We start from the raw sequence: 20,902 nt of genomic DNA on the forward strand, positions 1-20,902 counted from the left end.
ATTGGTCATGTCCATGGTGGTCCTCCGCATTCCTGATGGCTCTGCACTGGCCAGAATCGAGAAGGCAGATCCCCAGGTGTACTTCAAGATATACGACCTTCTCACATACAAGAGGGACTTCGGAAAGTGGGAGAAGCCAGAGAGCTTATACGACCCCTACGAGAAGACCTTTCCCGTTGGCCTTCTCCCGAGGGTGAAGAAGTTCCTCAACTGCAAGGGCTACAGGGTCAGAATCAAAGACGAACGCAGAGTTAGGGGAGTTAAGCTCAACTCGGTCTGGAACGAGGAGTATAAGCTGAGGAAGTATCAGGAACGGGCCGTTAGAAAGGCCCTCAGAGAGAAGATGGGGGTCCTGGCTCTTCCTGTTGGCAGCGGAAAGACCGTAGTGGGACTCAGGATAATTCACGAGCTTGACCTTTCCGCGCTGATAGTTGTCCACACAAAGGAGCTGCTCTACCAGTGGGCAGAGAAGGTGAGGGAGGTCCTCGGTTTAGAGCCAGGAATCGTCGGCGACAACAGATGGGAAGAGGGGAACGTCACGGTGGCGATGATACAGACGCTGCTCTCGAGGGGCGTTGAGAGGCTGGAGAACGACTATGCCATCGTCATGTTTGACGAGTGTCATCGGACCTCGGCCGCCGAAAAGTTCTACCAGCTTGGAATAAGCCTCCCTCAAGTTTATCGCTTCGGCCTTTCGGCAACTCCCTGGAGAAGGGTTAGGGGGGAGGAGATAAAGATCGAGGCCGTCGTCGGGCCGACGATATTCGAGGTCCGCGCCGAGGACCTGATAAGGGAGAAGTTCCTCGCGAAGCCGCGCTTCGAGATAATAACATACGAGTCAAGCATGCCCTCTTTCAGCGAGCGCTACAAGGAGCTCTACGAGGATATGATTATGAACAACGACGAGAGGAACAGGGTGGTTGTGGAGAAAGCCGTCGAGCTGGCCAGGAAGGGCCACCGCGTCCTGATAGACGTCAAGCGCATCGAACACGGCAAGATTCTGAAGGAAATGCTCGAAAAGGAGGGAGTGAAGGCAGAGTTCCTCAGCTCAAAGAGTCAGAACCGCTGGGAAGTCCTGGAAGCCTTCAAGAACGGTGAAATCCCTGTCCTGATTTCGACGCTCCTCAAGGAAGGGGTGGACATACCTGAAATTTCGGCAATAATCCTCGCGGGCGGCGGAAAGAGTGACATAATGACGATTCAGACGATAGGCCGTGCTCTGAGGCCCAAGAGTGGAATGAAGGCAGTCATAGTCGATGTTCAGGACGACGATCCGCTGCTCTTCACCCACTTCATCGAGAGGCAGAAGGCGCTGAAGCAGTACTACGGCAGGTACTACGACCGAGAGATGGCCTCAAAGCTCGAGCAGAGCGTCGCCAAAAAGCGCCGCCCTCGTCAGAGCTCTTGAGTAGCGCTCGAAGAGATCCCTCCGCGCTTTTTTAATTCCCCTCCCATCTCCCGTGAACTCAATGCCAGGATAGTCTATATGCCACAGGACCAGACCTTCAGCCGGGGCGGGCGGGATTTTTTTCGTGTAGATTCCCTCCAGCATGCTCTTAACTTCTCCTACCTCAAGCAATCCCAAACCGCAGAAGCGGAGGGCGTTCACGATTCTACGCACCATCTCCCAGAGGAAGCTCTCGCCCGAGATTTCAACCACGTAATAACCCCCTCTCTGGGTCATGACGATTGAGCTTATCGTCCTTACAGGGTCCCTGCCGGGTTCGAGCTTCGCGAAGGCCGAGAAGTCGTGAGTCCCTTCGAACAGCTTGGCACACTCGAGCATCGTCTCCAGGTCAAAGCCCTCGTCCACCAGATAGTAGCGGTACGTCTTTCCCCGCGCCCAGAAACGCGGGTGAAACTCATCCGGAACCTCCGCAACGCCGAGAACCCAGACGTCCCTCAGGTGGTGGTTGAGGACCTCTGGCTTGGCCAGATCGGCCCGCTCGCCGGGAACAAAGGAGACGACGTTGAAGAAGGCCGAGACACCCCTGTCCGTCCGCGAGGCACCCTTGAAGTCGTTCTCCTCGGGATTTTCAATTATCCGGAGCTTGGTCAAAGCCCTTATCAGCTCCCCCTCTACCGTTCTCACTCCCGGTTGCCTCTGAAAGCCGTAGAAAGCCGTCCCGTCGTAGGCTACCCTGAGGGCGAGCTTCATGGTTGCAATTTTGGCGGGGGGTATAAAAAGCCTTGCTCCTGAAAATCCTCCAATTTTCTTTACATTTGCAAGCCAAAAATTTGGAAGGAATACGAAAAAAAGTCCACAAGATTGATAAAGAGGCAGAGAGAACTGGAACCGGGGTGAGTATATGGAGAAAGTCTTTGACGTTGAGGTTATATTGAGTGTGATAAACTTCGAGCTGATGTTCATCGGGCTGGAGAAAAGGGCAAAAGAGGATTAAAGGTACGGCTCCGTGTAAAGGGGCCTCAGGAACAGCTCAAAGCCCGCCACCGGCATCTCGATTCCCCATTTTTCGAGGACCGCGGGGTGCACTTCGCCTATGACGCCGATGGTTTCTCCGTTGACGATTATCTTCCCGACCCTGCCAGGAATAAAGCTCGGGTGCTCGGCCTCTTCGAGCTCGTAGGCAAACCCAAGGTGGCGCATCACGCTGTCCAGGATCTCCTTCGCATCGGTGAAGGTCACCCTCGGCTGGGCCATAACAACGGCCAGCTTGCTCTCGCTGACGGTTTTGGTTTCTCTGCTCTCGTCAATTAGCGTCGCCTTCCCGACCTCGAAGAGCCTCTGCGGGTACTCCTCGTGGGTGTTCTGGCTCAGGAAGTCGAGAAGGCTCGGCAGGAGCCAGTTCCTGAGGGCCGACCACTTGGGGCTTATCGGGTTCTCAATCTCCACAAGCTCCGCCGGCGGATTGTTGAAGTGGTTCCTGCCGTATTCGAGGTTCATTCTGTCATACTGGGCCTCCCTGTTGGTCAGGTTGAAGGTCATGACCTCCTGCAGGCCGAAGCCGACCATCAGCTCCCTGACCGCGTCCTCGAACTCGACGAACTTGTCGCCCCTGCCCTGAACGGCCAGCTTTGGTTCCTCCGGCTCTATCTCGTTGTAGTCGTAGGCGATGAGGACATCTTCAAGAACGTCGCGAGCGTGCATTATGTCGTCGCGGAAGGCAGGATAGAGGAGCTTGGCCTTACCCCCCTCGAGCTTCACATCGTACATCATCCTCTCGAGTAGCTCCTTGATCTCCCCGTCGCTCAGCTCTATTCCTGTCAGCTTCCTTATGTAGTCCAGCTCGACCTCGAAGGGCTTTGGTGTCAAATCCGGCGTCTCGATTTCAAAGTCCGGATAGACCACCCTAACGCTCTTTATCTTTCCTCCGCGCTCGGCCAAAGCTGTAACGACGACGTTGAGAGCCAGCATGACCTTGTTCAGGTCCCAGCCGGTAACGTCGACGAAGACGTTTCTGGTTTCGGTCGTCACCCTTCCGGTGGTTTCCGAGTTGATGATCGGCGGCATCGAGAGGACTTTTCCCTCGCTGTCCACGAGGAGCGGGTAGTAGGGCTTGTCCCTGATGAGGTGACCGTACTCCTTCCCCTTCTCGTGCTTCTCGAGGATTTCCTCAAGCGTGAGCTCCTCGTCAAAGCCGAGGGGGACGAACTTCTCGCTCTTCTCGGCGGCGCGGTAGTAGATAGGAGGTTTGACCTTGTCGAAGTCGAAGATGCCTATTGCCACTTCCCTCCTTCTCCTCCCGAAGGTGAGGGCCACCTTTTCCTGAAGGTTGATCATCTGCTTCAGCGCCTCCTCGTCGAGGTGCAGGCCCTCAACTATTGCATAGACACCGTAGGGGCGGATATCCTTCAGTTTCTCGTCAACGTAAACGGTGACACCGCTTTTCCCGACTTCATACCTCGGCAGGCCCTTATCGAACCCAAGTGCCCAGCGTATCTGCCTCGCTATCCCCTCGGCGCTCCACAGGTCGGGCCTGTTGGTGTCCTTTGAGTCGGCCTTGAAGTAAACCTCACCGCCCTCCTCCCAGACGTCGTCCAGCTCGCATTTCGCGTAGAGGAATAGGTCCTCCCACTCCTCGACGGTGAAGCTCTTCCCGATGAGCCTCTCCAAATCCCGCTTTGACACATCGAACTTCGGCATGCTATCACCTCAACAGGTCTTCAATTGGCAGGGCCTCGTATTGCCCCCTGTTATCGAGTATTCCACCATCGTTCGTCACAATTGGAAGTGACAGGGCCAGGGCGAGTGCAACGAACGGCGTGTCCTTTTCATCGAATCCTCTGCAGATCTCGTAGGCCCGCTTCAGGAAGGGTCGGTACTCGCTTAGGGGGTGAAAAATGATGCGTGATAGTATCTCCTCCCTGAAATGGGCCAGCTCGGCGCTGCTAACGCCCCTTTTCACGGCCTTCTTTTCGATTACCGGCCAGTACTTTTTAAGCTCCACGAGCAGGTAGTCGGGGGCATGGAGCGGAATCTCGGTCGTGAGCAGGAACTCCCTCAAACGGGAGCTCCTGGGTAGCAGCGCCGATATGATCACGTTCGTATCAACGATTATCCCAGTCCCAGCTCCCTCTTGAATTCCCGCCATGCCTCTTCCCTCAGTGCCTCGATTTCCTCGAGGTCTTCCTCATCGAGGTTAAGCCTCTTTGCAACGTCTTCCACGAAGGCGAGCCTCGCAACCTCGGCCTCAATGGCCCTCCTAACCTGAAGCTCTATGAAGTCCCTCCTCACCCCAGGGGGGATTTCTATAACGACCTTTGGCATTTTGCATCACCACACCAGCTTAGCCTCCCTGAGCCACCTGAGGTCGTAGCTGAAGAGGTAGCGAATGTCGTCTATTCCGAGCTTGAACATCGCCAGCCTGTCTATTCCTATTCCCCACGCTATGACCGGGACGTCTATGCCAAGAGCCTTCGTCATCTCCTCGCGGAAGATTCCGGCGCCGCCAAACTCGACCCAGCCGAGCTCGGGGTGATAGGCGCTCATCTGGACGCTCGGCTCCGTGAACGGATAGTAGTCGGGCAGGAACTTGACTTTTTTCGCTCCCGCTATCTCCACCGCGAAGCGCTTGAGGATCCCGAGGAGGTGCCTGAAGTTCAGCTCCTCGCCGACGACGAAGCCGTCAATCTGGTTGAACTCTATGAGGTGCGTCCTGTCGAGGACGTCCGGACGGAAAACGCGCTGGATCGTGAAGTACTTCCCGGGAATCTCGACGCCCTTTGCCAGCTGTCTCGCGTCCAGGGCAGTTCCATGGGCCCTCGGCATCAGGAGCATCGCCCTCTCCGGCGACCAGACGTAGCCCCAGCCACGCGAACCGGCCAAACCGCGCTCGTGGGCCGTCTTTACCATTTCGACGAGCTCTTTCTCAGGAAGGCTTCCGCTCTTCGGGTACCTGAGCTGGTAGGTGTCGGTCCACTCCCTCGCCGGGTGGTTCTGGGGCTGGAAGAGCGCATCGAAGTTCCAGAACTGGGTTTCTATGAGGCTCTCGACCGTCATCTCGATGAAGCCCATCTCGATGAGCCTTCTCCGGATCTTGTCGAGGAAGGCCCTGTAGGGCTGCTTCTTGCCGGGGTAGATCCTCCTGACAGGGGCCCTTATGTCGAACTTCCTGAACTCGACTTCCTTCCACTTGCCGGACTTGATGAGCTCGGGCGTTAGAACTGAAACTTCCCTCTTCAGCTCGATGCCCTTCCTCACGAGCTCCTCTCCGGCCGGGGTTATCTCGACTTCCCTCTCGGTAACCGTCTCCTCCTCGCCTATCTTCCGCCTCTTCAGCTCCTTAACCGGGACTAGCTTCTCAATCTCCTTAACTGGGAGGGCCTCCTTCTCAGCCAAGAGCTTCAATGCCCTGTCTATGGGCCTTTCCTCTGCATTAAGGCCTTTCTCCGTGATCTCTAGGACGAGCTTCCCGTCCTCTTTCTTAACATTCGCCCAGCCCTCCTTCCTGAGGAGGCCGACTATCGGCTTGAGCTCGTCCTCGCTGAGAACAGTCTTAAGGTCGTCGAGCGTGACCTTTCCCCTCTCGCGGAGAATCCCCAACGCCCTCCACTCGGGAAGGCCTATCTTCCCGTATCTCCTTCCGGTCTCGGTGATTCTAACAACGCGCTCGCTCCTCTCGTGGAGCTTTGCAAGGCCTTTCGCCTGCAGGCCGAGGACTGCCCTCATAACCGCTACCTGCTCGATGTTGGCTGCCTTGACGAGCTCCTCGAATCTGGTCTTTTTGAGTTCACCGAGCTTGATGAGCGTGAGCTTCTCCTGGTAGCTTAGCTCCATGGTGCCACCTCCCTGGTTGAGTCTGAGGCGAGTTACTTAAGAATTGCGGTGAAAATGGGAGAAGGGGAATCAGCCCTTGTGCGGGAAGAAGACGACCTTGCCGGTCTTTCCGGCACGCATCAGCTCGAAGGCTTCCTCGAACTTGTCGAAGCCCTTGTACTTGTGGGTGATTATCGGGTCGAGGTTGAGCTTTCCGCTCTGAATCAGGCTCGAAACGGTGTACCAGGTCTCCCAGAGGTGCCTTCCGGTTATGCCGTGTATTTCAAGGGCCTTGAAGATCATGAGGTTGTTGAAGTCGAGGGAGACGTCGCGCGGGAAGAGGCCGAGCAGTGAGACCCTCCCTCCTGGGGTTGTGGCTTTGAGGCCCTGCTCGAGGGCCTTCGGTGCCCCGCTGAACTCGAGGAAAACCTCAACACCGGCGCCGTCGGTTATGTCCATGACCGCCTTGACCGGGTCCTCCTCGAAGGGGTTGATGACGTAGTCCGCTCCAACCTTCTTCGCGAGCTTCCTCCTGAACTCGCTCGGCTCGGAGACTATGACCGGATAAGCGCCAGAGGCCTTGGCGACGGTGATTCCAAGGAGTCCGAGCGGGCCGGCTCCGGTTATGAGCGTGCTCCTTCCGGCTATCGGGCCAGCTAAGACGGTATCGACTGCATTGCCGAGGGGCTCCTGGAGGGCCGCGTACTCCGGCGGCATGTCCTTCGGGTTCTTCCAGGCGTTCTGGGCGGGAACTATGGCGTACTCTGCGAAGACACCGTCCATATCTACGCCGAAGATCTTGGTGTTCTGGCAGACGTGGTAGCGGTTGTGCTTGCAGGCGTAGCACTTGCCGCAGACGATGTGGGTCTCGACGCTTATGTAGTCACCCTCCTCCAGTGTATCGACGCCGGGGCCGACCTCGACCACCTCTCCCGCGACCTCGTGACCCATAATCTGGGGCGGCTTGATCCTGCTCTGCGCCCACTCGTTCCATTCGTAGATGTGCAAATCGGTTCCGCATATGCTCGTCGCGAGAACCTTGATGAGAACCTCACCCGGCCCGGGCTTGGGTACATCGACCTCAACGAGCTCGGCGCCGTAAGCGGGCTTGGTTTTCATGATGGCCGGCATCTTCTCGGTCATGGCAATCATCTCCTTAACTTTACAATGGATATCTGAACGGGGACGATATAAACCTTTTGCGGGGTTTCTGGGGTTTGGTTTTCCCCTTCACAATCGGAAACCTTATATCTTCCTTTGAGTATGTCTCTTGGGGGTCTGGAGATGGCGCTCGTGGTCGTAACGGGCAGGGGAGGCGCGGGGAAGACCACTACCACCGCGAACCTGAGCACCTTTCTTGCCATGCGGGAATACCGTGTTCTGGCCGTTGATGGTGATCTGTACCTCCCCAACCTCGGCTTTCACTTTGCCCTTGACACCGTCAAGTACACGCTTCACTCCCTCCTCAAAAACCCCGACCTGGACCCCGAGTGGGCGATTTACAGGCACCCGCAGACTGGCGTTCACGTGATGCCCGGGAGCACTCAGCTTCAGGACGTCCTCGGCATCTCCCCCCGAAAGCTCGTGGACATACTGGAGAGGGTTAAGTACAAGTTCGGGGTCGTTTTCGTGGATTCGCCCACGGGGATACCTTTTGACACCTTGCCGACGTTTGAAGTGGCGAACTATCAGATAATAGTCGTCGAGATTGAGCGCTCACCGATTTACTCCTTCGAGACTATGGTTAAGAACGAGATTGAAAAGCTCAAGGCACTGGGAGAAAGGTACAATCTCAACATCGGGGTGATTCTCAACAAGGTCCGCGAGTCCTCGGACGTGGTGGACAAAATCATCGAGGCTGTTGAGGAGGACCTTGATGTTCCCGTCCTTGGCTGGATCCCCTTCGACTACAACGTTCCCGAGTCCATCAACGTTGGAATTCCCGTCGTCAAGTACGCCCCCCGCAGCGATGCCGCCATAGCCTTTCAGGAGACGGGGGAGGTTATCGAGGAGTGGCTGTTCGGCTGATTTTGGAGGTGTTAAAATGGACGCGGAAAAGCTCGTTGAAAAAGTTGCAAGTGGGGAGATAAAGCTCCACCAGGTTGAGAAGTACACCGACAAGAGAACCGCAACGGAGGTAAGGAGGAAGGCCCTAGAGAAGAAGCTCGGCATTAAGCTGGAGCACATTGGACACTACAGCATAGACCCCGAGCAGGTTATAGGAAGGAACATCGAGAACATGATAGGCGTCGTCCAGATACCGATGGGGGTTGCCGGGCCGCTCAAAATCAACGGGGAGTACGCGAAGGGCGAGTTCTACATACCCCTTGCCACCACGGAGGGAGCCCTCGTCGCAAGCGTTAACCGCGGCTGCTCCGCCTTGACAGAGGCGGGTGGGGTGAAGACAACCATAATCGACGACAAGATGACCCGTGCACCGCTCCTCAAGTGCCCGGACGCGAGAAGGGCCAGGGAAGTTGCAGAGTGGGTTAAGGCCAACATCGACTACCTCCAGGAGAAGGCCGTCAGCAAGGTAACGAGGCACGGAAAGCTTAGGGACGTTAAACCCTTCATAGTCGGCAACAACCTCTACCTCCGCTTCGAGTTTGAAACAGGCGATGCGATGGGAATGAACATGGTGACCATCTCCAGCGAGGAGATAATGAAGGTCATCGAGGAGGAGTTCCCCGATGTCAAATACCTCGCCCTCTCCGGCAACATGTGTGTGGACAAGAAGCCCAACGCAATGAACTTCATCAACGGGCGCGGAAAGACGGTGATAGCCGAGGCGATAATCCCGCGTGAGATAGTCGAGAAGAAACTCAAGACCACCCCGGAGCTCATTGCCGAGGTGAACTACCGCAAGAACCTCGTCGGCTCCGCCCAGGCAGGCTCCTACGGCTTCAACGCCCACTTCGCCAACATCGTCGGCGCCATATTCCTCGCCACAGGCCAGGACGAGGCGCAGATTACAGAGGGCTCGCACGGTATAACCCTTGCTGAGGTGACTCCCGAGGGGAACCTTTACATAAGCATCACCATGCCGAGCCTTGAGATTGGAACGGTTGGCGGGGGAACGCGCGTCCCGACCCAGAGGGAGGCGCTAAGCATAATGGGCGTCGCCGGTGGTGGCGAACCGGCAGGAACGAACGCCAAAAAGTTCGCCGAGATCGTTGCGGGAGCCGTCCTGGCCGGGGAACTCTCGCTCCTTGCGGCTATAGCTGCCAAGCACCTCGCCAAGGCCCACAAGGAGCTGGGGCGCTAGAGGGAAACCCTCCCCACGAACCCTTTCTTTTCCGATGCCCTTATCGTTTTCTCCACGAACTTTTCCTCGAGCTCCGCTATCGCCCCCTTCCCCGCTTTGGGCCGAGGAGGTACTCAACAGGTGCAAAGATCGCACCGAGGAGAAGGGACCCCAAAGGCCGAGATTGAAGTAGTCGCTTATTGAAACTACCGCAAAGGTGGCACCCCGCTGACCTCCTCCCCGCCGTGAGGGACGAGGATTCGACTTAACCCCTCGCTAAGGACGGGAAGGTTTGAGGGTTTCTCATCAGGATAACCCTTGAAACGGGTTCCTCGAACCCGCCCTTCATGGGGCTTCCGCAGACAGGCAAGTTTGAGACTTCAAAGTTCGTAAAGCTTCTCGACAGATCGGTATCTGCCCCCAAAGTCACCTTTCAGAAAAGACGCCAGGAATCAAGTAAAGTTTAAGGGAAAAGAGTTCAGGCACTCTCCTCCTTGATAAGGACGGCGTTTACAACTCCGTCCTGGCCGGGCCTGCTGGTGACGATGGCCTTTCCTGCCTCGGTCTCGATGATGGCACCCTTGGTGATGATATTCCTCCTGACGTACTGCCTGTTGGCCGGGTTCTCGACGACGTTGAGTATCTTGACCTTCTTGCCCTTACCACCGTCGAAGACGTTGGCGTAGAGGGCCTCGATGAGGCGAACCTTCCTGTTTCCGCCGTAGGTCCTGATTATCTTCTTCTTTTCCCTGTCCTCGCCGACCTTGGTAAAGGCCGGCTCCCTTCCGAGCTCCCTCTTCCTCTTCTTCCTAGCGAGGATAATCCTTCCACCTGAAGGCTTCTTGAGTGACCTTCCCTGCCAGATAGCCATTCTTCTCACCTCATGAGATTGATATTCTCGTTTACAACCTATCGCCACTTTCGGAGGTTCGTTTATAAGCTTTTCTGGCTCGCGGGCTCAAAAAATTTAAAAGGCCTCCACCCATTACTCCAATGGGTGGTGGAATGGGGGCAATAGACGCGTTCGTAAGGACCTTTTCGCTCATGGTGGAGGCCAAGAAACTCTACATTCCCGCGCTGATATTCTCACTCCTCCTGGCACCGGTGGCGGCTTACCTGCTGCCGAGTGAACCGTCCTTTGAAATCACCCCGAACCAGACCACCAGCGGGGACGTGATAATAGAGCAGTACGGCGGGGACGTGGAGGGGGAGATAATCGACTTCCTTGTCCAGCTTGGTAAAGCCCTCGCGATACTTATTGCCATCAGCGCCGTCCTCGGTTCGATCGTCCAGTACGCCATCACGAAGGGTGCCCTCCTCCACGAGTCTGGGGAGGAGTACGGCATCGGCGAGCTTCTCCTCGACGGCCTCAAGCACCTTCCGGGGGTAATTGCAATAGAACTCATATTCATGGCCGTGGCCATTGCACTCGCCTCGGTCGCGCTTATCCCGGCAGTTCTGGGGGTGCTCTTCCTTCCGTGGGGCGCGGTGCTGATACTAATCGGGGTTCTGCTCCTCCTGGCGATTCTGGCCATCACCACGAGCATGACGGCAATAGCCATACCCCTCTACGCCGACAAAGGAAGAATAGGCGCGGCATTCAGCGCCTTTGGAATGGTCTTCGGAAACGTCCTCTCGAGCATCGCCTTCGGCGTGCTCCTCTGGGTGGGGGTTATAGGAGTGAGCATGATCGCCGGTTCTGTGGGCTTTGCCGTGGATCTTGTGTTTCCAGAGGGGATTGCAAGTTACGCCTCCGAGCTCCTCCAGGCACCCTTCAACGCCCTGATGATGGAATTTCTAACTGTCGGAGGCGTGGCCTTTTACAGGGAGCTTCAGAAAATGGAAGAGCTGAAAAAGGTGGACGAGGAGCTCCTGGGTCTGGCTTAGCCCCCGTACTTTCTCCTCTTCGCAGCTTCCACGAGTCCATTGAAGACCGGGGCGGGCCTCATCGGCCTCGACTTGAACTCCGGGTGGAACTGGGTGGCTATGAAGTAGCCGTGGTCCGGTAGCTCGAGTATCTCCATTCTCCTCTCGTCGTCCCCGGCGATGCCGCTGAAGACGAGGCCGGCCTTCTCAAACTTCTCTATGTAGTCAGGATTGACCTCCCAGCGGTGGCGGTGGCGCTCGTAGACTATCTCCCTGCCGTAGAGCTTCCTGGCAAGAGTATTGGGCTTGATGTGGACTGGATATGCCCCGAGCCTCATCGTTCCGCCGAGCCTGTCCAGGTCCCTCTGCTCCGGCATCAAATCGACGACGGGGTAAGGTGTCTGCGGGTCTATCTCGGTTGAGTGGGCGCCTTCCAGGCCGAGGACGTTCCTGGCGAACTCCACAACGGTCAGCTGGAAGCCGAAGCAGATCCCCAGGAACGGGATATCGTTCTCCCTGGCGTAGCGTATTGCCATCATCTTGCCCTCGGTTCCCCTCGCGCCGAACCCACCAGGCACGATTATGCCGTCCACGCCCTCGAGGAGTTTAACCCCCTTCTTCTCGACGTCCTCCGCCTCAACCCACCTGATTTTCACCTTGACGTCGTTTGCCACGCTCGAGTGCTTCAGGGCTTCCTTTATGCTGAGGTAGGAGTCAGCCAGTTTAACGTACTTACCGACCACGGCTATCTCCACCGTGTCGGTCAGGGCCTTGTACTTCTCGACTAGCCCACGCCACTCATCGAGCTCCGGCTCTCTCTCCGGAAGGCCGAGTCTTCTCGTGAGGTACCTCGCGAGGCCCTCTTTCTCGAGCATCAGCGGAACCTCGTAGGTGTCCTCGACGTCGTAGGCGCTGATTACAGCCTCGTCGGGGACGTTGGTGAAGAGGCTTATCTTCCTCCTCGCGCTCTCCTCGAGCGGTTCCTCCGAGCGGGCAACTATGGCATCTGGCTGGATCCCGAGGGAGCGCAGCTCCTTGACGCTGTGCTGGGTTGGCTTCGTCTTCTGCTCGCCGACAACGCGGAGCTTCGGCACGTAGGTGACGTGGACGAAGGCGACGTTCTCCCTGCCCTCCTCGATCTGCATCTGCCTCGCCGCCTCGAGGAAGGGCATGCTCTCGATGTCTCCCACCGTTCCTCCTATCTCCACCACCACGACATCGTAGTCCCTCGCTATTCTCCTTATGCGCTCTTTTATCTCGTTGGTTATGTGGGGGATAACCTGGACGGTGGCGCCGAGGTATTCCCCCTTCCTCTCCTTCTCGATGACGGCGGAGTAAACTTTGCCCGTCGTTATGTTGTGGTCAAAGCTGAGGCTCGTGTTGAGGAACCGCTCGTAGTTGCCGAGGTCGAGGTCCACCTCGCCGCCGTCGTCGAGGACAAACACCTCTCCGTGCTGGTAGGGGTTCATCGTTCCCGCGTCGTAGTTTAGATAGGGGTCGATTTTGATGTTCGTCGTTCTGAAGCCCCTGGCCTTCATCAGCATTCCCAGTGAGGCGCTGGTTATGCCCTTCCCGAGACCGCTCACCACACCACCGGTGACGAATATGAACTTTGCCATGGCAAAACCTCCACGGGTTATGTTGCTGGTTGATTGATGAGTGCTTAAAAGCTTTGTCGAGGCTGAAAGGAATACTAGATAGGACCCACACACCACTTAATGATTAACTACGGGTAACCTGCATAGAGATGGATAGAACACCCTGGCCAAAACCTTGGAAGGCGCTGACACCAACCTCAGTACCATGATAAAACAGCTGAGCGCACTGTTGGTGTACCGGAGACTTTTCAAGAAGAAGAAACCGGAGGGGAATCTGATCACTCCTCCAGCTCCAGACCGTCCCCCTCTTCCTCCTCGGTCAGCTCGCGAATCTCGTAGACCTTGAGGGGAACCTTCTTGAGGGCCTTTCCGATGACGGCCTTGGCTATCCTCTCGGCGTGCTCGATGGTCTGGGCGTTGTAGACCTTGATAGTAAGGTACATTCCGACCAGGCCGACAGAGCCTATGACAAAGGCGCTCTCGAAGTGGGCGCCGCAGACGGGACACTGGGAGTAGCCTATCTCAACCCTCACGAAGTCGAGCTTCTCCTTATTGAGTGCCTTGGCGACCTTGCTCACCGCGACGTTTATCGCGTCCTCGCTCGTCTCAACGTCCCTCACGATTATCGGCGCTTCCAAAACGACAACGTAGTCTCCCATGGCTCCCACCTCAGCCGAAGGCAAAAAGCCTGTCGTCCTCTCCCTTGAAGACTCCAAGCCTCACACCAGCGTCTATGAAGCCGTGAGCGTAGTTCAAAGCGGCGAAGGCGGTAACGTAGTCACCTTTCTCGTAGTAGTATCGGGCATCGTTGAAATAGCTCCTCGCCATCGTCAGAAAATCCTCCGCAACGCTCCTCAGAAGACTCTTCTCGTGAACGGCTATTTCAAGGACCTTCAAGGCCTCTTCGGTGATTCTAAAGTACTTCTGGAGCTTTTCCTCCGTTATCTCCCGCCCCACCGGTCTCGCCTCAGCCATCGTTGGAGGGGTCGCTTATAAACCTTACCTCGGAAGCTTTTGGGAAAGCTTCACTGAGAAACTTTTCAAAGCAACGCTTTATCAGAGCTTGTGATTCTTCCCCACAAGGTGCGGTTGATATGGCTTACCCTACCAGACTGCCGTTCCACAAGCCCTAAAACACGGTTCGAACTCTTAAAGCACTCCAACGGAGCGGTAGAGAAGCAAACCCCCTCGCTAAAAATCACCTGGAATTAAGCTGTGCAGGAAGAAGCTACAAACTTTGATGAATCTTTCCGCGAGAAAAGTTTCTTATGGTGGGCCCGCGGGGATTCGAACCCCGGACCTCCACCTTGTCAGGGTGGCGTCATAACCAGTCTAGACCACGGGCCCAGCCCAAATGTTGGTGGACCGGCCGGGATTTGAACCCGGGGCCTCCGCCTTGCCAAGGCGGCGCTCATACCAGGCTGAGCTACCGGCCCACTCCCATCGACGCCGTAATCACCTATCTGGGGGGGTTTATAAATTTTGCGGTTGGGATATCTTTCAGATACCCATCGAAAAGCTAATATGGTGTTCTGTGAATACCGAAACGGTGATTGGCATGAATCCCGTCGAAGAGGCTCTGAAGATTAAGGAGCAGATTATCTCCTGGAGAAGGGACTTCCACATGTATCCTGAGCTAAAGTACGAGGAGGAGAGGACGTCGAAGATTGTAGAGGAACACCTGCGTGAGTGGGGCTACAGGGTAAAGCGCGTCGGGACGGGCATCATAGCGGACATCGGGGAGGGCGAGAAGACGATAGCCCTCCGCGCCGACATGGACGCCCTGCCGATTCAGGAGGAGAACGACGTTCCCTACAAGTCCAGAATTCCCGGAAAGATGCACGCCTGCGGTCATGACGCCCACACTGCGATGCTCCTCGGGGCGGCAAAAATAATAGCCGAGCACGCCGAGGAGTTCAACGGCAGGGTAAGGCTCATCTTCCAGCCGGCGGAGGAAGGTGGCAACGGAGCGGTTAAGATGATTGAGGGTGGCGCTTTGGAAGGCGTTGACGCAATCTTCGGCTTCCACGTGTGGATAGACCTCCCGAGCGGAATAATTGGAATCCAGGAAGGGCCGTTCATGGCGGGGGCTGGAATATTCTCCGCCAGGATAACGGGCAGGGGCGGACACGGGGCTTCCCCCCACCAGACGGTTGACCCAATTCCCATATCAGCGGAGACGATACTGGCCCTTCAGACGATAGTGAGCAGGAACGTTTCCCCGATCGAGACAGGAGTGGTCAGCGTCACGGCGGTGCACGCTGGAACGGCCTTCAACGTGATTCCTGAGGAAGTCGAGATGAAGGGTACGATAAGATTCTTCAAGCCTGAGATAGGGGATCTTATCCAGAGGCGCATACGGGAGATATTCAGGGGCGTCGCCATGGCCCACGGTGCCTCCTACGAGCTCTCAATAGAGGAGCTCGTCCCACCGACGATTAACGACGCTGAGATGGCAAGGTTTGCCAGAAGAGTCGCCGAGAAGTATGGCATTAGGCACGGAGGTGTTGAACCGACGATGGGTGCGGAAGATTTTGCCTTCTACCTCCAGAAAGTTCCCGGGGCTTTCCTAACGCTCGGGATCCGCAACGAGGAGAAGGGGATAATTCACCCGCACCACCACCCGCGCTTTGACGTGGACGAGGACGTGCTTTACCTCGGAACGGCCATGGAGGTTGCCCTAGCTCTGGAGTTCCTCAGGTGAGGGGCTTTCCCATTATTTTAACTTCCCCAACCTTTTCCACCCCAAAGCTCCTAGTTCCGCGCTGGAGGACGGTTAAAACCCCCTCAAAGCCAAGGACCTTTGCCCGCCCGAGGACGGGTTTAACGTCTTCAATCCTCCCCCACAGGAGAAGTGCAACCCCCTCCCTGCCGGGAAGGTTTCTGAGGGCGTAGTAGGAGTCCCCGCTCTTTCCTGCTTCGACCGTGTAGTGAATGCCAGCGATGTTGTCCCCGAATGCTGAGAAGAACACGCTGTAGGAGCTCTGGAAGCGTCCTGCAACCAGTTCAAGGTTTTTAACGTTCTGCCAGCTGAATTCAAGAACCTCCGTCCGTCCCATGCCCTTTGCATGAACCCACACTATGGTTCCATCAAAGAGCTCAACGTTGAAGCCGAGCCTCTCGTAAAAGCCCTTGGCTTCATCGTCGGGCTGAACCGTCAGCATCTCCGCACCCCTCTCCCGGGCAACGTCCTCGACGAACTCCACTAGGGCCCTTCCTATTCCCCTACCCCTGTAATCGGGGTGAACTTCGATGACGTCAACGTGGGCTATCCTCATCTGCCTTCCCAAAACGGGCTCCTCCGAGAAAAGGACCTCAACTTCACCAACGATTTTCCCGTCAAGCTCGGCAACAGCAACGAGCTGGTCGTCGAGGAGAAGGTTGTTGATGTGAACCGCTAGGGTCTCAACGCTCGTCCACGGGCCACCCTTCGTGTAGCGCTCGTAGAGACTGCCCTTCAAATTCTCTCCGGCGGTATGGAGCTCAACAATACCTCTAACGTCTTCAAGGGTCGCCAAGCGGATCCTCATCGCCCTCACCGAGGTAGCCGAACTTCCGGAGAATGTGAATTATAGCCTCGGCACCGCCGTCGCCGTAGGGCTTCCGGGTTACGTAGTCGGCCTCTCTTTTCACGCTCTCGGGGGCCTGGGCTATGGCAACACGGTAACCGACGACGCGGAAGGCGTCGAGGTCGTTCTCCCCATCGCCGACGTGCGCCACCTCGCTCGGCTTTATCCCTAAAAACTCGCAGGCCTTCTCAATCCCAGTCCCCTTGTTTATCCAGGGCTTCTTGACGTGGATTGCGAAGCCCGAATCGACGGCTATTAGGTTAAGCCCAAGCTCCTCGATAATCTCTCTTACAACCTCGACCGGAACCGTTCTCCTCAGCACGAGGCCGGCTTTCCGCTCCATCGTCGAGTAGCTGAGCTCGGCCTCAGGATAGCGCTTCTTCAGCTCGCTCCAGAGTATCCACTCCTCGTCCATATCCGTGAGGAAAACGCGCTTCCTCATCGTCCCCTCACCCTTGAGCGAAAGTGCTCCACCGTCTTCGGCTATGACCGGCCCGCTCGTGCCGATGAAAACCGCGGCCGCCTCGGCGAAAGGAACGGAGTTCCCCGTTACGAGCATCACCGGAACACCAAGCCTCTCCGCGAGCCTTATAGCTTTCAAGGCATCGATGCTGAGCGTCCTGTCGCGATAGGTTATCGTGCCGTCTATGTCAAGTGATATCGCCTTTATCATTCTCTCACCCAGAAACGGGAAGGAAGGAGCGATTATAAGGATTTCTACCCATTAATGGTCCTTCATTATCTCCCTCAGGACACTCGTCGCGTAAACCCCCTTCGGCAGGAAGAAGCGGAAGCACATGCCCGTGCCGGGAATGTAGCCGTAGGTTAAGCCAAGGGGCCTTATCAAAAGCTCCCTCCTCCCGCCGGGTTCGGCCATCGGCCTCGGCAGTCTCCTGAAGGCTTCAAGGCCAATCCCTTCCTCCTCGAGGATTTCCCTCTCAAGCTCTCCCGGGAGACCCTTTGCTTTCCTCATGGAGAAGCCGAAGAGCGGGCCTGAAACCATCGCCTGCCCCTTCCGTACCTTCTCATTGACGAAATCCCTGTTGGTCTCGGTGACGCGGTAGGTTCTGTCGCGGTAGGGGATTCCGCCCTTCATTTGGACCACGACGTCCCCGACGAGGGCCTCGTTCAGGGGAAGCTCCTCTATTCTCCTCGACAGGTAGAGGTTGAAGAGGTAGCTCTGGTAGGAGTGAATGAAGATGCGCATTATCGGGAGCGGGAGCGAGAGAAAAGCCTTTTTCCAGCTCCCCGTTTTTTTGTAGGTGTGGAGCAGAGTCCTCTCGTACCTCAGAAAGCGCGGGAACTCCTCCAAAGCCCTGTCCACGTCCCCGGTTTCCCAGAAGGTTTTCCTGGCCTCGTCGCCCTCCATACTCCCGTCCGCATAGCCGAGGAAGAGCCTCGCCGCTTCCTCAAACTCCCCCTGGAGGAGGAGCTTCCCGACTAGGTGGTTCACCACCCTTCTCTCTCCGAAGCGCTGGTAGCCGAAGTAGTTCGGGAAGCCCCCCTTCTCGCGGAGCTCGCGGACTATCTCCTTCGTCCTCTCAAAGGCTCCCTCGCCAACGTCTCGGACGATTATCCTGAACCGGTTCCCGAGCAGGTGGCCGAGCTTGATGAAGCGGCCGTAGCCTACAAAGGTCAGCTCGATATCCCTGATCCGGAGCGATTCCACCTTTTCCCTGGCCTCAGCGGGGACGCTTACGTACTGGTACGTTACCGCGTGCCTGTCCTTGGTCCCGGCGAAGCCTATCTCGCGATGGCTTATTCCGGCACGCTTCGCTATCTCCTTTACGGCAGTCATCGTGTCCCAGTTGCGCTTCTTGAGGAGGAATATGGCATGTCTCTTGCCCTCGAAGATCGAGGGCAAAGGCTCTTCTATTACGACAAAGTCCTCGGGGAGGGCCTTTATCCGCCCGCCTATCCCAGGCTTCTCGCTCAGATGGCGGAGCAGGGAGAAGAACTCGCGGTAGTTCATCTCTCACACCAGCTTGAGGTGGCCAGTAACCTTATCCAGCAGTTCCTCCGGACCGGGACCGATTGCTAAAACTGTCACCGTCCCCGGCGGAATCTCGGTTAAGCCAGCGTCGCGTATCAGCGCTGTTGGAAGGCCGAGCTTCTCAGCCTTCTCCTTGAGCTGGAAGAGCTCCTCGAGGTTCTCCGCCTTCACCACGACCTTCTTCTGGCCCTCATTGAACCAGGCCCTGAACCACTCTGGCTTCTCTTTCTGGGCCTTTAAAGCGGCCGTCACCGCCCCGTGAGCCACTTGAACGGCGAACTTGCCCTTGCTGAGCTTGAGATCCTTCCGCGAGACTATGACCTGCTTGTACCTGAACATGACCCACACCGGAGAAACTCTGAGGGGTCGGTTTATAAAGTTAAGGAAGCAGAAAAAGGGAGAATCAGAGCTCGGCCATTCCCTGGCCGGTCTCGGTTTCTTCGCCCTCCTTCTTGGGCAGTCCTCCCGGGCGCCTCTGCTTCTTCCTCTCAAGCTTCTCCCTGAGCTTCTCCGCCTCATCGCGGTACTTATAGGCCAGTCCTCCCGCTATCACCGCGGCCAGCAGGAAGATTATCGCCAGGGGCAGCCAGGGGTTGCTCTTCTCTTCCTTGGGAAGGTAGTAGGCGGAGATGTTGGCGAGCTTCTCGGCCAGCGGGATCGGGTTCTCCATTCCGGCCAGGGTCTTGTTCACGTATTCCGGAAGCTCTTCGGGGGTAGGCCAGACCTTGACCTCCTCCTTGATTATCCTCGGCGGAACACTGTTTATGGTGACGAGGTTTCCGAGGTTGAGCCTGTGCTGACCGCCGAGCGGGTCGAGGTAGACGAGGGTGGCCCCAATGTTGGTAAGGTTCTCCTTGAGGACGGTGAGGTCGAGCTGGACTGTCTTGGTCTCGCCGGCCCTTATCGTGCCGAGCTCAACCAGACCCTGACCATCGACGCTTGCCGGGAGGTCAAGGAGCAGGGTGGCGTTCTTCACGAACTCGAAGTCGGGGTTACCCTCGGAGGCGCTAAGGGTGAACTTAACTTTAACCTCATCACCGACTTTGGCGGTCACGTAGTTACTCCAGGTGCCGTTGTAGGCCTGGGCAGTGACCTCGATGGTGGGCACGTTGTAGACCTTGATGCCGGTCAGGGGAGCGGAGTACACGGTTTTCTTCTTGCCCGTCTCAAGGCTCTGGTCGTCGTAGAAGGTAACGACGGCCTTTCCAATGTCGAACTCGCCGACCTTGGTGGGCTTGAGGACGTAGATGAGCGCCGGCATGTTGGTGAAGGCCGGGAAGGTCTTGAGGTTCCAGGTCTTGGTCATGCTGATGAGCTCGAAGTCGTTCGGTATCGGCGCGGCGACGCTCACGTCGTAGGCGTCGCCCCTTCCCAGGTTCTTGACGTTGATGGTGACCACCAGGTTGTCGTCCAGCATTATCTCCTTGGGTATCGCATCGATCGTCGCCACGATGTTGGCCTGACGGAGTATCGGGGTCACCTGGGTTCCAAGTGGAGCGTAGACCCTAATCGTGGCCCTCTTGTAGTCCGGCTCGACGTTCTGGACGGAGAGCTTAAGGGGCGTTCCCGGAACGTCCTTTGGAACGTCTCCAACCTCTAGGAGCATCGTGCCGAGGCTCTCGCTGCCCTCCAGAACCTCAACCTTGGCAACGTCTGGAATCGCAGAGACAAGCTTAACGTAGTAAGTGGTGTTCTCAACCTTCACGGGGAGCTTCTCGTTCACGTAGAGGAGACCGTTGTAAACCAGCACCGTCTCCTCCTGCGGCGGTTCCGGCGGGTTCTCCTCGCCCTCCTTCACTATCTTGAAGTCCGTCGAGGCGACCTTGGGAATGTAGATGTTCACGGTAGCACCGTTAGTGACGGTGTTGGTGACCTCCACGGTGAGGTAGTTGGAATAGGAGTGTGAACTGTCAAGCTGGTAGCCGACGGAAGCCGCCGAACCCTTGTTCACGGTCAGCGTGTAGGTCTTCCCGTAGGGCATGGTGACGGTGAAAGTGGCCGTATCGCCCGAAACAGAGGTCAGTTTTATCTTTATCTGGGGGAACCCCTCGGGTAAGGTAATGGTGTTTCCAACGACCATGTTTTGGTCGGAGAGAATCTTCTGGAGGGGTGATTTTATCTCGAGGAGGACTGACTTGGTATCGTATCTAATCCAAAGGAGACTCACGTTCAAGTAAACGTTCGCACTCGACGGGTAGAGGAGGTAACCGTTGAGGCTCAGGACGTACCTGAGCGGCCCCTGAGGCCCGTTGACAAGGAGATAAATCTTGCTCCAGTTTGGCGTGACATCGACGAACTGAATCTCGAAAGGTCCGAGAATTGCCTTGTCTCCCAGGCCAAGGTAAACGTCACCGGTTATGCTGGCGCTCTCGGGCACGGCAGCTGACATCACTGGGCGTGCCATCGGTGTCAGTG

General features: G+C 56.7%; 20 protein-coding genes and 2 tRNA genes. 5 read left to right on the plus strand and 17 right to left on the minus strand.

Going from position 1 to position 20,902, the window contains the following annotated elements:
* Positions 1-13 precede the first annotated feature (13 nt).
* A complete protein-coding gene (locus CL1_RS01710; RefSeq protein ID WP_014788189.1) occupies positions 14-1,408 on the plus strand; it encodes a DEAD/DEAH box helicase in 1,395 nt (464 codons plus the stop codon).
* Here CL1_RS01710 and truA read toward each other — a convergent pair.
* From truA to tdh, 6 genes are all read right to left on the minus strand, one after another.
* Positions 1,355-2,158: a tRNA pseudouridine(38-40) synthase TruA gene (gene truA, locus CL1_RS01715; protein ID WP_014788190.1), complete on the minus strand. Its 804-nt coding sequence runs from the start codon at positions 2,156-2,158 to the stop codon at positions 1,355-1,357. The two genes, CL1_RS01710 and truA, sit on opposite strands and share 54 nt — an antisense overlap.
* A gap of 240 nt (positions 2,159-2,398) precedes the next feature.
* Entirely contained in the window at positions 2,399-4,105 is a 1,707-nt protein-coding gene (pheT, locus tag CL1_RS01720) for a phenylalanine--tRNA ligase subunit beta (protein ID WP_014788191.1), read from the minus strand.
* A 4-nt stretch (positions 4,106-4,109) separates the two neighbouring features.
* A complete protein-coding gene (locus tag CL1_RS01725; protein ID WP_048151762.1) occupies positions 4,110-4,553 on the minus strand; it encodes a PIN domain-containing protein in 444 nt (147 codons plus the stop codon).
* Positions 4,517-4,729, minus strand: a complete 213-nt coding sequence (locus CL1_RS01730; RefSeq protein WP_014788193.1) for a hypothetical protein — start codon at positions 4,727-4,729, stop codon at positions 4,517-4,519. The genes CL1_RS01725 and CL1_RS01730 overlap by 37 nt, the downstream gene beginning before the upstream one ends.
* 6 nt (positions 4,730-4,735) lie before the next feature.
* Positions 4,736-6,238: a phenylalanine--tRNA ligase subunit alpha gene (gene pheS / locus CL1_RS01735; protein WP_014788194.1), complete on the minus strand. Its 1,503-nt coding sequence runs from the start codon at positions 6,236-6,238 to the stop codon at positions 4,736-4,738.
* A 69-nt stretch (positions 6,239-6,307) separates the two neighbouring features.
* Positions 6,308-7,360: an L-threonine 3-dehydrogenase gene (gene tdh, locus CL1_RS01740; protein ID WP_014788195.1), complete on the minus strand. Its 1,053-nt coding sequence runs from the start codon at positions 7,358-7,360 to the stop codon at positions 6,308-6,310.
* 141 nt (positions 7,361-7,501) lie between these two features.
* Here tdh and CL1_RS01745 point away from each other — a divergent pair, with 141 nt between their 5' ends.
* A complete protein-coding gene (locus CL1_RS01745; protein ID WP_014788196.1) occupies positions 7,502-8,245 on the plus strand; it encodes a MinD/ParA family ATP-binding protein in 744 nt (247 codons plus the stop codon).
* 16 nt (positions 8,246-8,261) lie between these two features.
* Positions 8,262-9,482: a hydroxymethylglutaryl-CoA reductase (NADPH) gene (hmgA, locus tag CL1_RS01750; RefSeq protein ID WP_014788197.1), complete on the plus strand. Its 1,221-nt coding sequence runs from the start codon at positions 8,262-8,264 to the stop codon at positions 9,480-9,482.
* 457 nt (positions 9,483-9,939) lie between these two features.
* Here hmgA and CL1_RS01755 read toward each other — a convergent pair whose 3' ends face one another.
* The gene (locus tag CL1_RS01755; RefSeq protein ID WP_014788199.1) at positions 9,940-10,332 is read right to left on the minus strand and encodes a 30S ribosomal protein S8e; all 393 of its coding nucleotides are present in this window, start codon (positions 10,330-10,332) and stop codon (positions 9,940-9,942) included.
* Positions 10,333-10,466: 134 nt separating this feature from the next.
* Between CL1_RS01755 and CL1_RS01760 the strand changes: the two genes are divergently transcribed.
* Complete coding sequence (locus CL1_RS01760) at positions 10,467-11,348, plus strand: hypothetical protein (protein WP_014788200.1); 882 nt, start codon at positions 10,467-10,469, stop codon at positions 11,346-11,348.
* Here CL1_RS01760 and pyrG read toward each other — a convergent pair.
* The 5 genes from pyrG to CL1_RS01785 form a co-directional block, all read right to left on the minus strand.
* Complete coding sequence (gene pyrG, locus CL1_RS01765; RefSeq protein ID WP_014788201.1) at positions 11,345-12,946, minus strand: glutamine hydrolyzing CTP synthase; 1,602 nt, start codon at positions 12,944-12,946, stop codon at positions 11,345-11,347. The two genes, CL1_RS01760 and pyrG, sit on opposite strands and share 4 nt — an antisense overlap.
* 257 nt (positions 12,947-13,203) lie before the next feature.
* Complete coding sequence (locus CL1_RS01770) at positions 13,204-13,584, minus strand: DUF555 domain-containing protein (protein ID WP_014788202.1); 381 nt, start codon at positions 13,582-13,584, stop codon at positions 13,204-13,206.
* 10 nt (positions 13,585-13,594) lie between these two features.
* Entirely contained in the window at positions 13,595-13,882 is a 288-nt protein-coding gene (locus CL1_RS01775; protein ID WP_014788203.1) for a DUF357 domain-containing protein, read from the minus strand.
* A gap of 312 nt (positions 13,883-14,194) precedes the next feature.
* Positions 14,195-14,272, minus strand: a tRNA-Val gene (locus tag CL1_RS01780).
* Between the two features lie 11 nt (positions 14,273-14,283).
* Positions 14,284-14,361 (minus strand) — tRNA-Ala (locus tag CL1_RS01785).
* Positions 14,362-14,483: 122 nt separating this feature from the next.
* Between CL1_RS01785 and CL1_RS01790 the strand changes: the two genes are divergently transcribed.
* Entirely contained in the window at positions 14,484-15,629 is a 1,146-nt protein-coding gene (locus tag CL1_RS01790) for a M20 metallopeptidase family protein (protein ID WP_014788204.1), read from the plus strand.
* Here the strand turns inward: CL1_RS01790 and CL1_RS01795 are convergent.
* From CL1_RS01795 to CL1_RS01815, 5 genes are all read right to left on the minus strand, one after another.
* Positions 15,622-16,455 carry a GNAT family N-acetyltransferase gene (locus tag CL1_RS01795; RefSeq protein WP_014788205.1) on the minus strand — a complete coding sequence of 278 codons (834 nt, stop codon included), beginning with the start codon at positions 16,453-16,455 and terminating at the stop codon, positions 15,622-15,624. The two genes, CL1_RS01790 and CL1_RS01795, sit on opposite strands and share 8 nt — an antisense overlap.
* Positions 16,430-17,167, minus strand: a complete 738-nt coding sequence (locus tag CL1_RS01800; protein ID WP_014788206.1) for a phosphoglycolate phosphatase — start codon at positions 17,165-17,167, stop codon at positions 16,430-16,432. Before CL1_RS01800 ends, CL1_RS01795 begins: the two co-directional genes overlap by 26 nt.
* 51 nt (positions 17,168-17,218) lie before the next feature.
* On the minus strand, positions 17,219-18,466 hold the full coding sequence (truD, locus tag CL1_RS01805) for a tRNA pseudouridine(13) synthase TruD (protein WP_014788207.1): 1,248 nt from the start codon (positions 18,464-18,466) through the stop codon (positions 17,219-17,221).
* Between the two features lie 3 nt (positions 18,467-18,469).
* Positions 18,470-18,826: a peptidyl-tRNA hydrolase Pth2 gene (gene pth2 / locus CL1_RS01810; protein ID WP_014788208.1), complete on the minus strand. Its 357-nt coding sequence runs from the start codon at positions 18,824-18,826 to the stop codon at positions 18,470-18,472.
* 64 nt (positions 18,827-18,890) lie between these two features.
* Positions 18,891-20,876: a COG1361 family protein gene (locus tag CL1_RS01815; RefSeq protein ID WP_237266261.1), complete on the minus strand. Its 1,986-nt coding sequence runs from the start codon at positions 20,874-20,876 to the stop codon at positions 18,891-18,893.
* Positions 20,877-20,902: the final 26 nt, after the last annotated feature.

It is taken from the genome of Thermococcus cleftensis, from assembly GCF_000265525.1.
Lineage (GTDB): Archaea > Methanobacteriota_B > Thermococci > Thermococcales > Thermococcaceae > Thermococcus > Thermococcus cleftensis.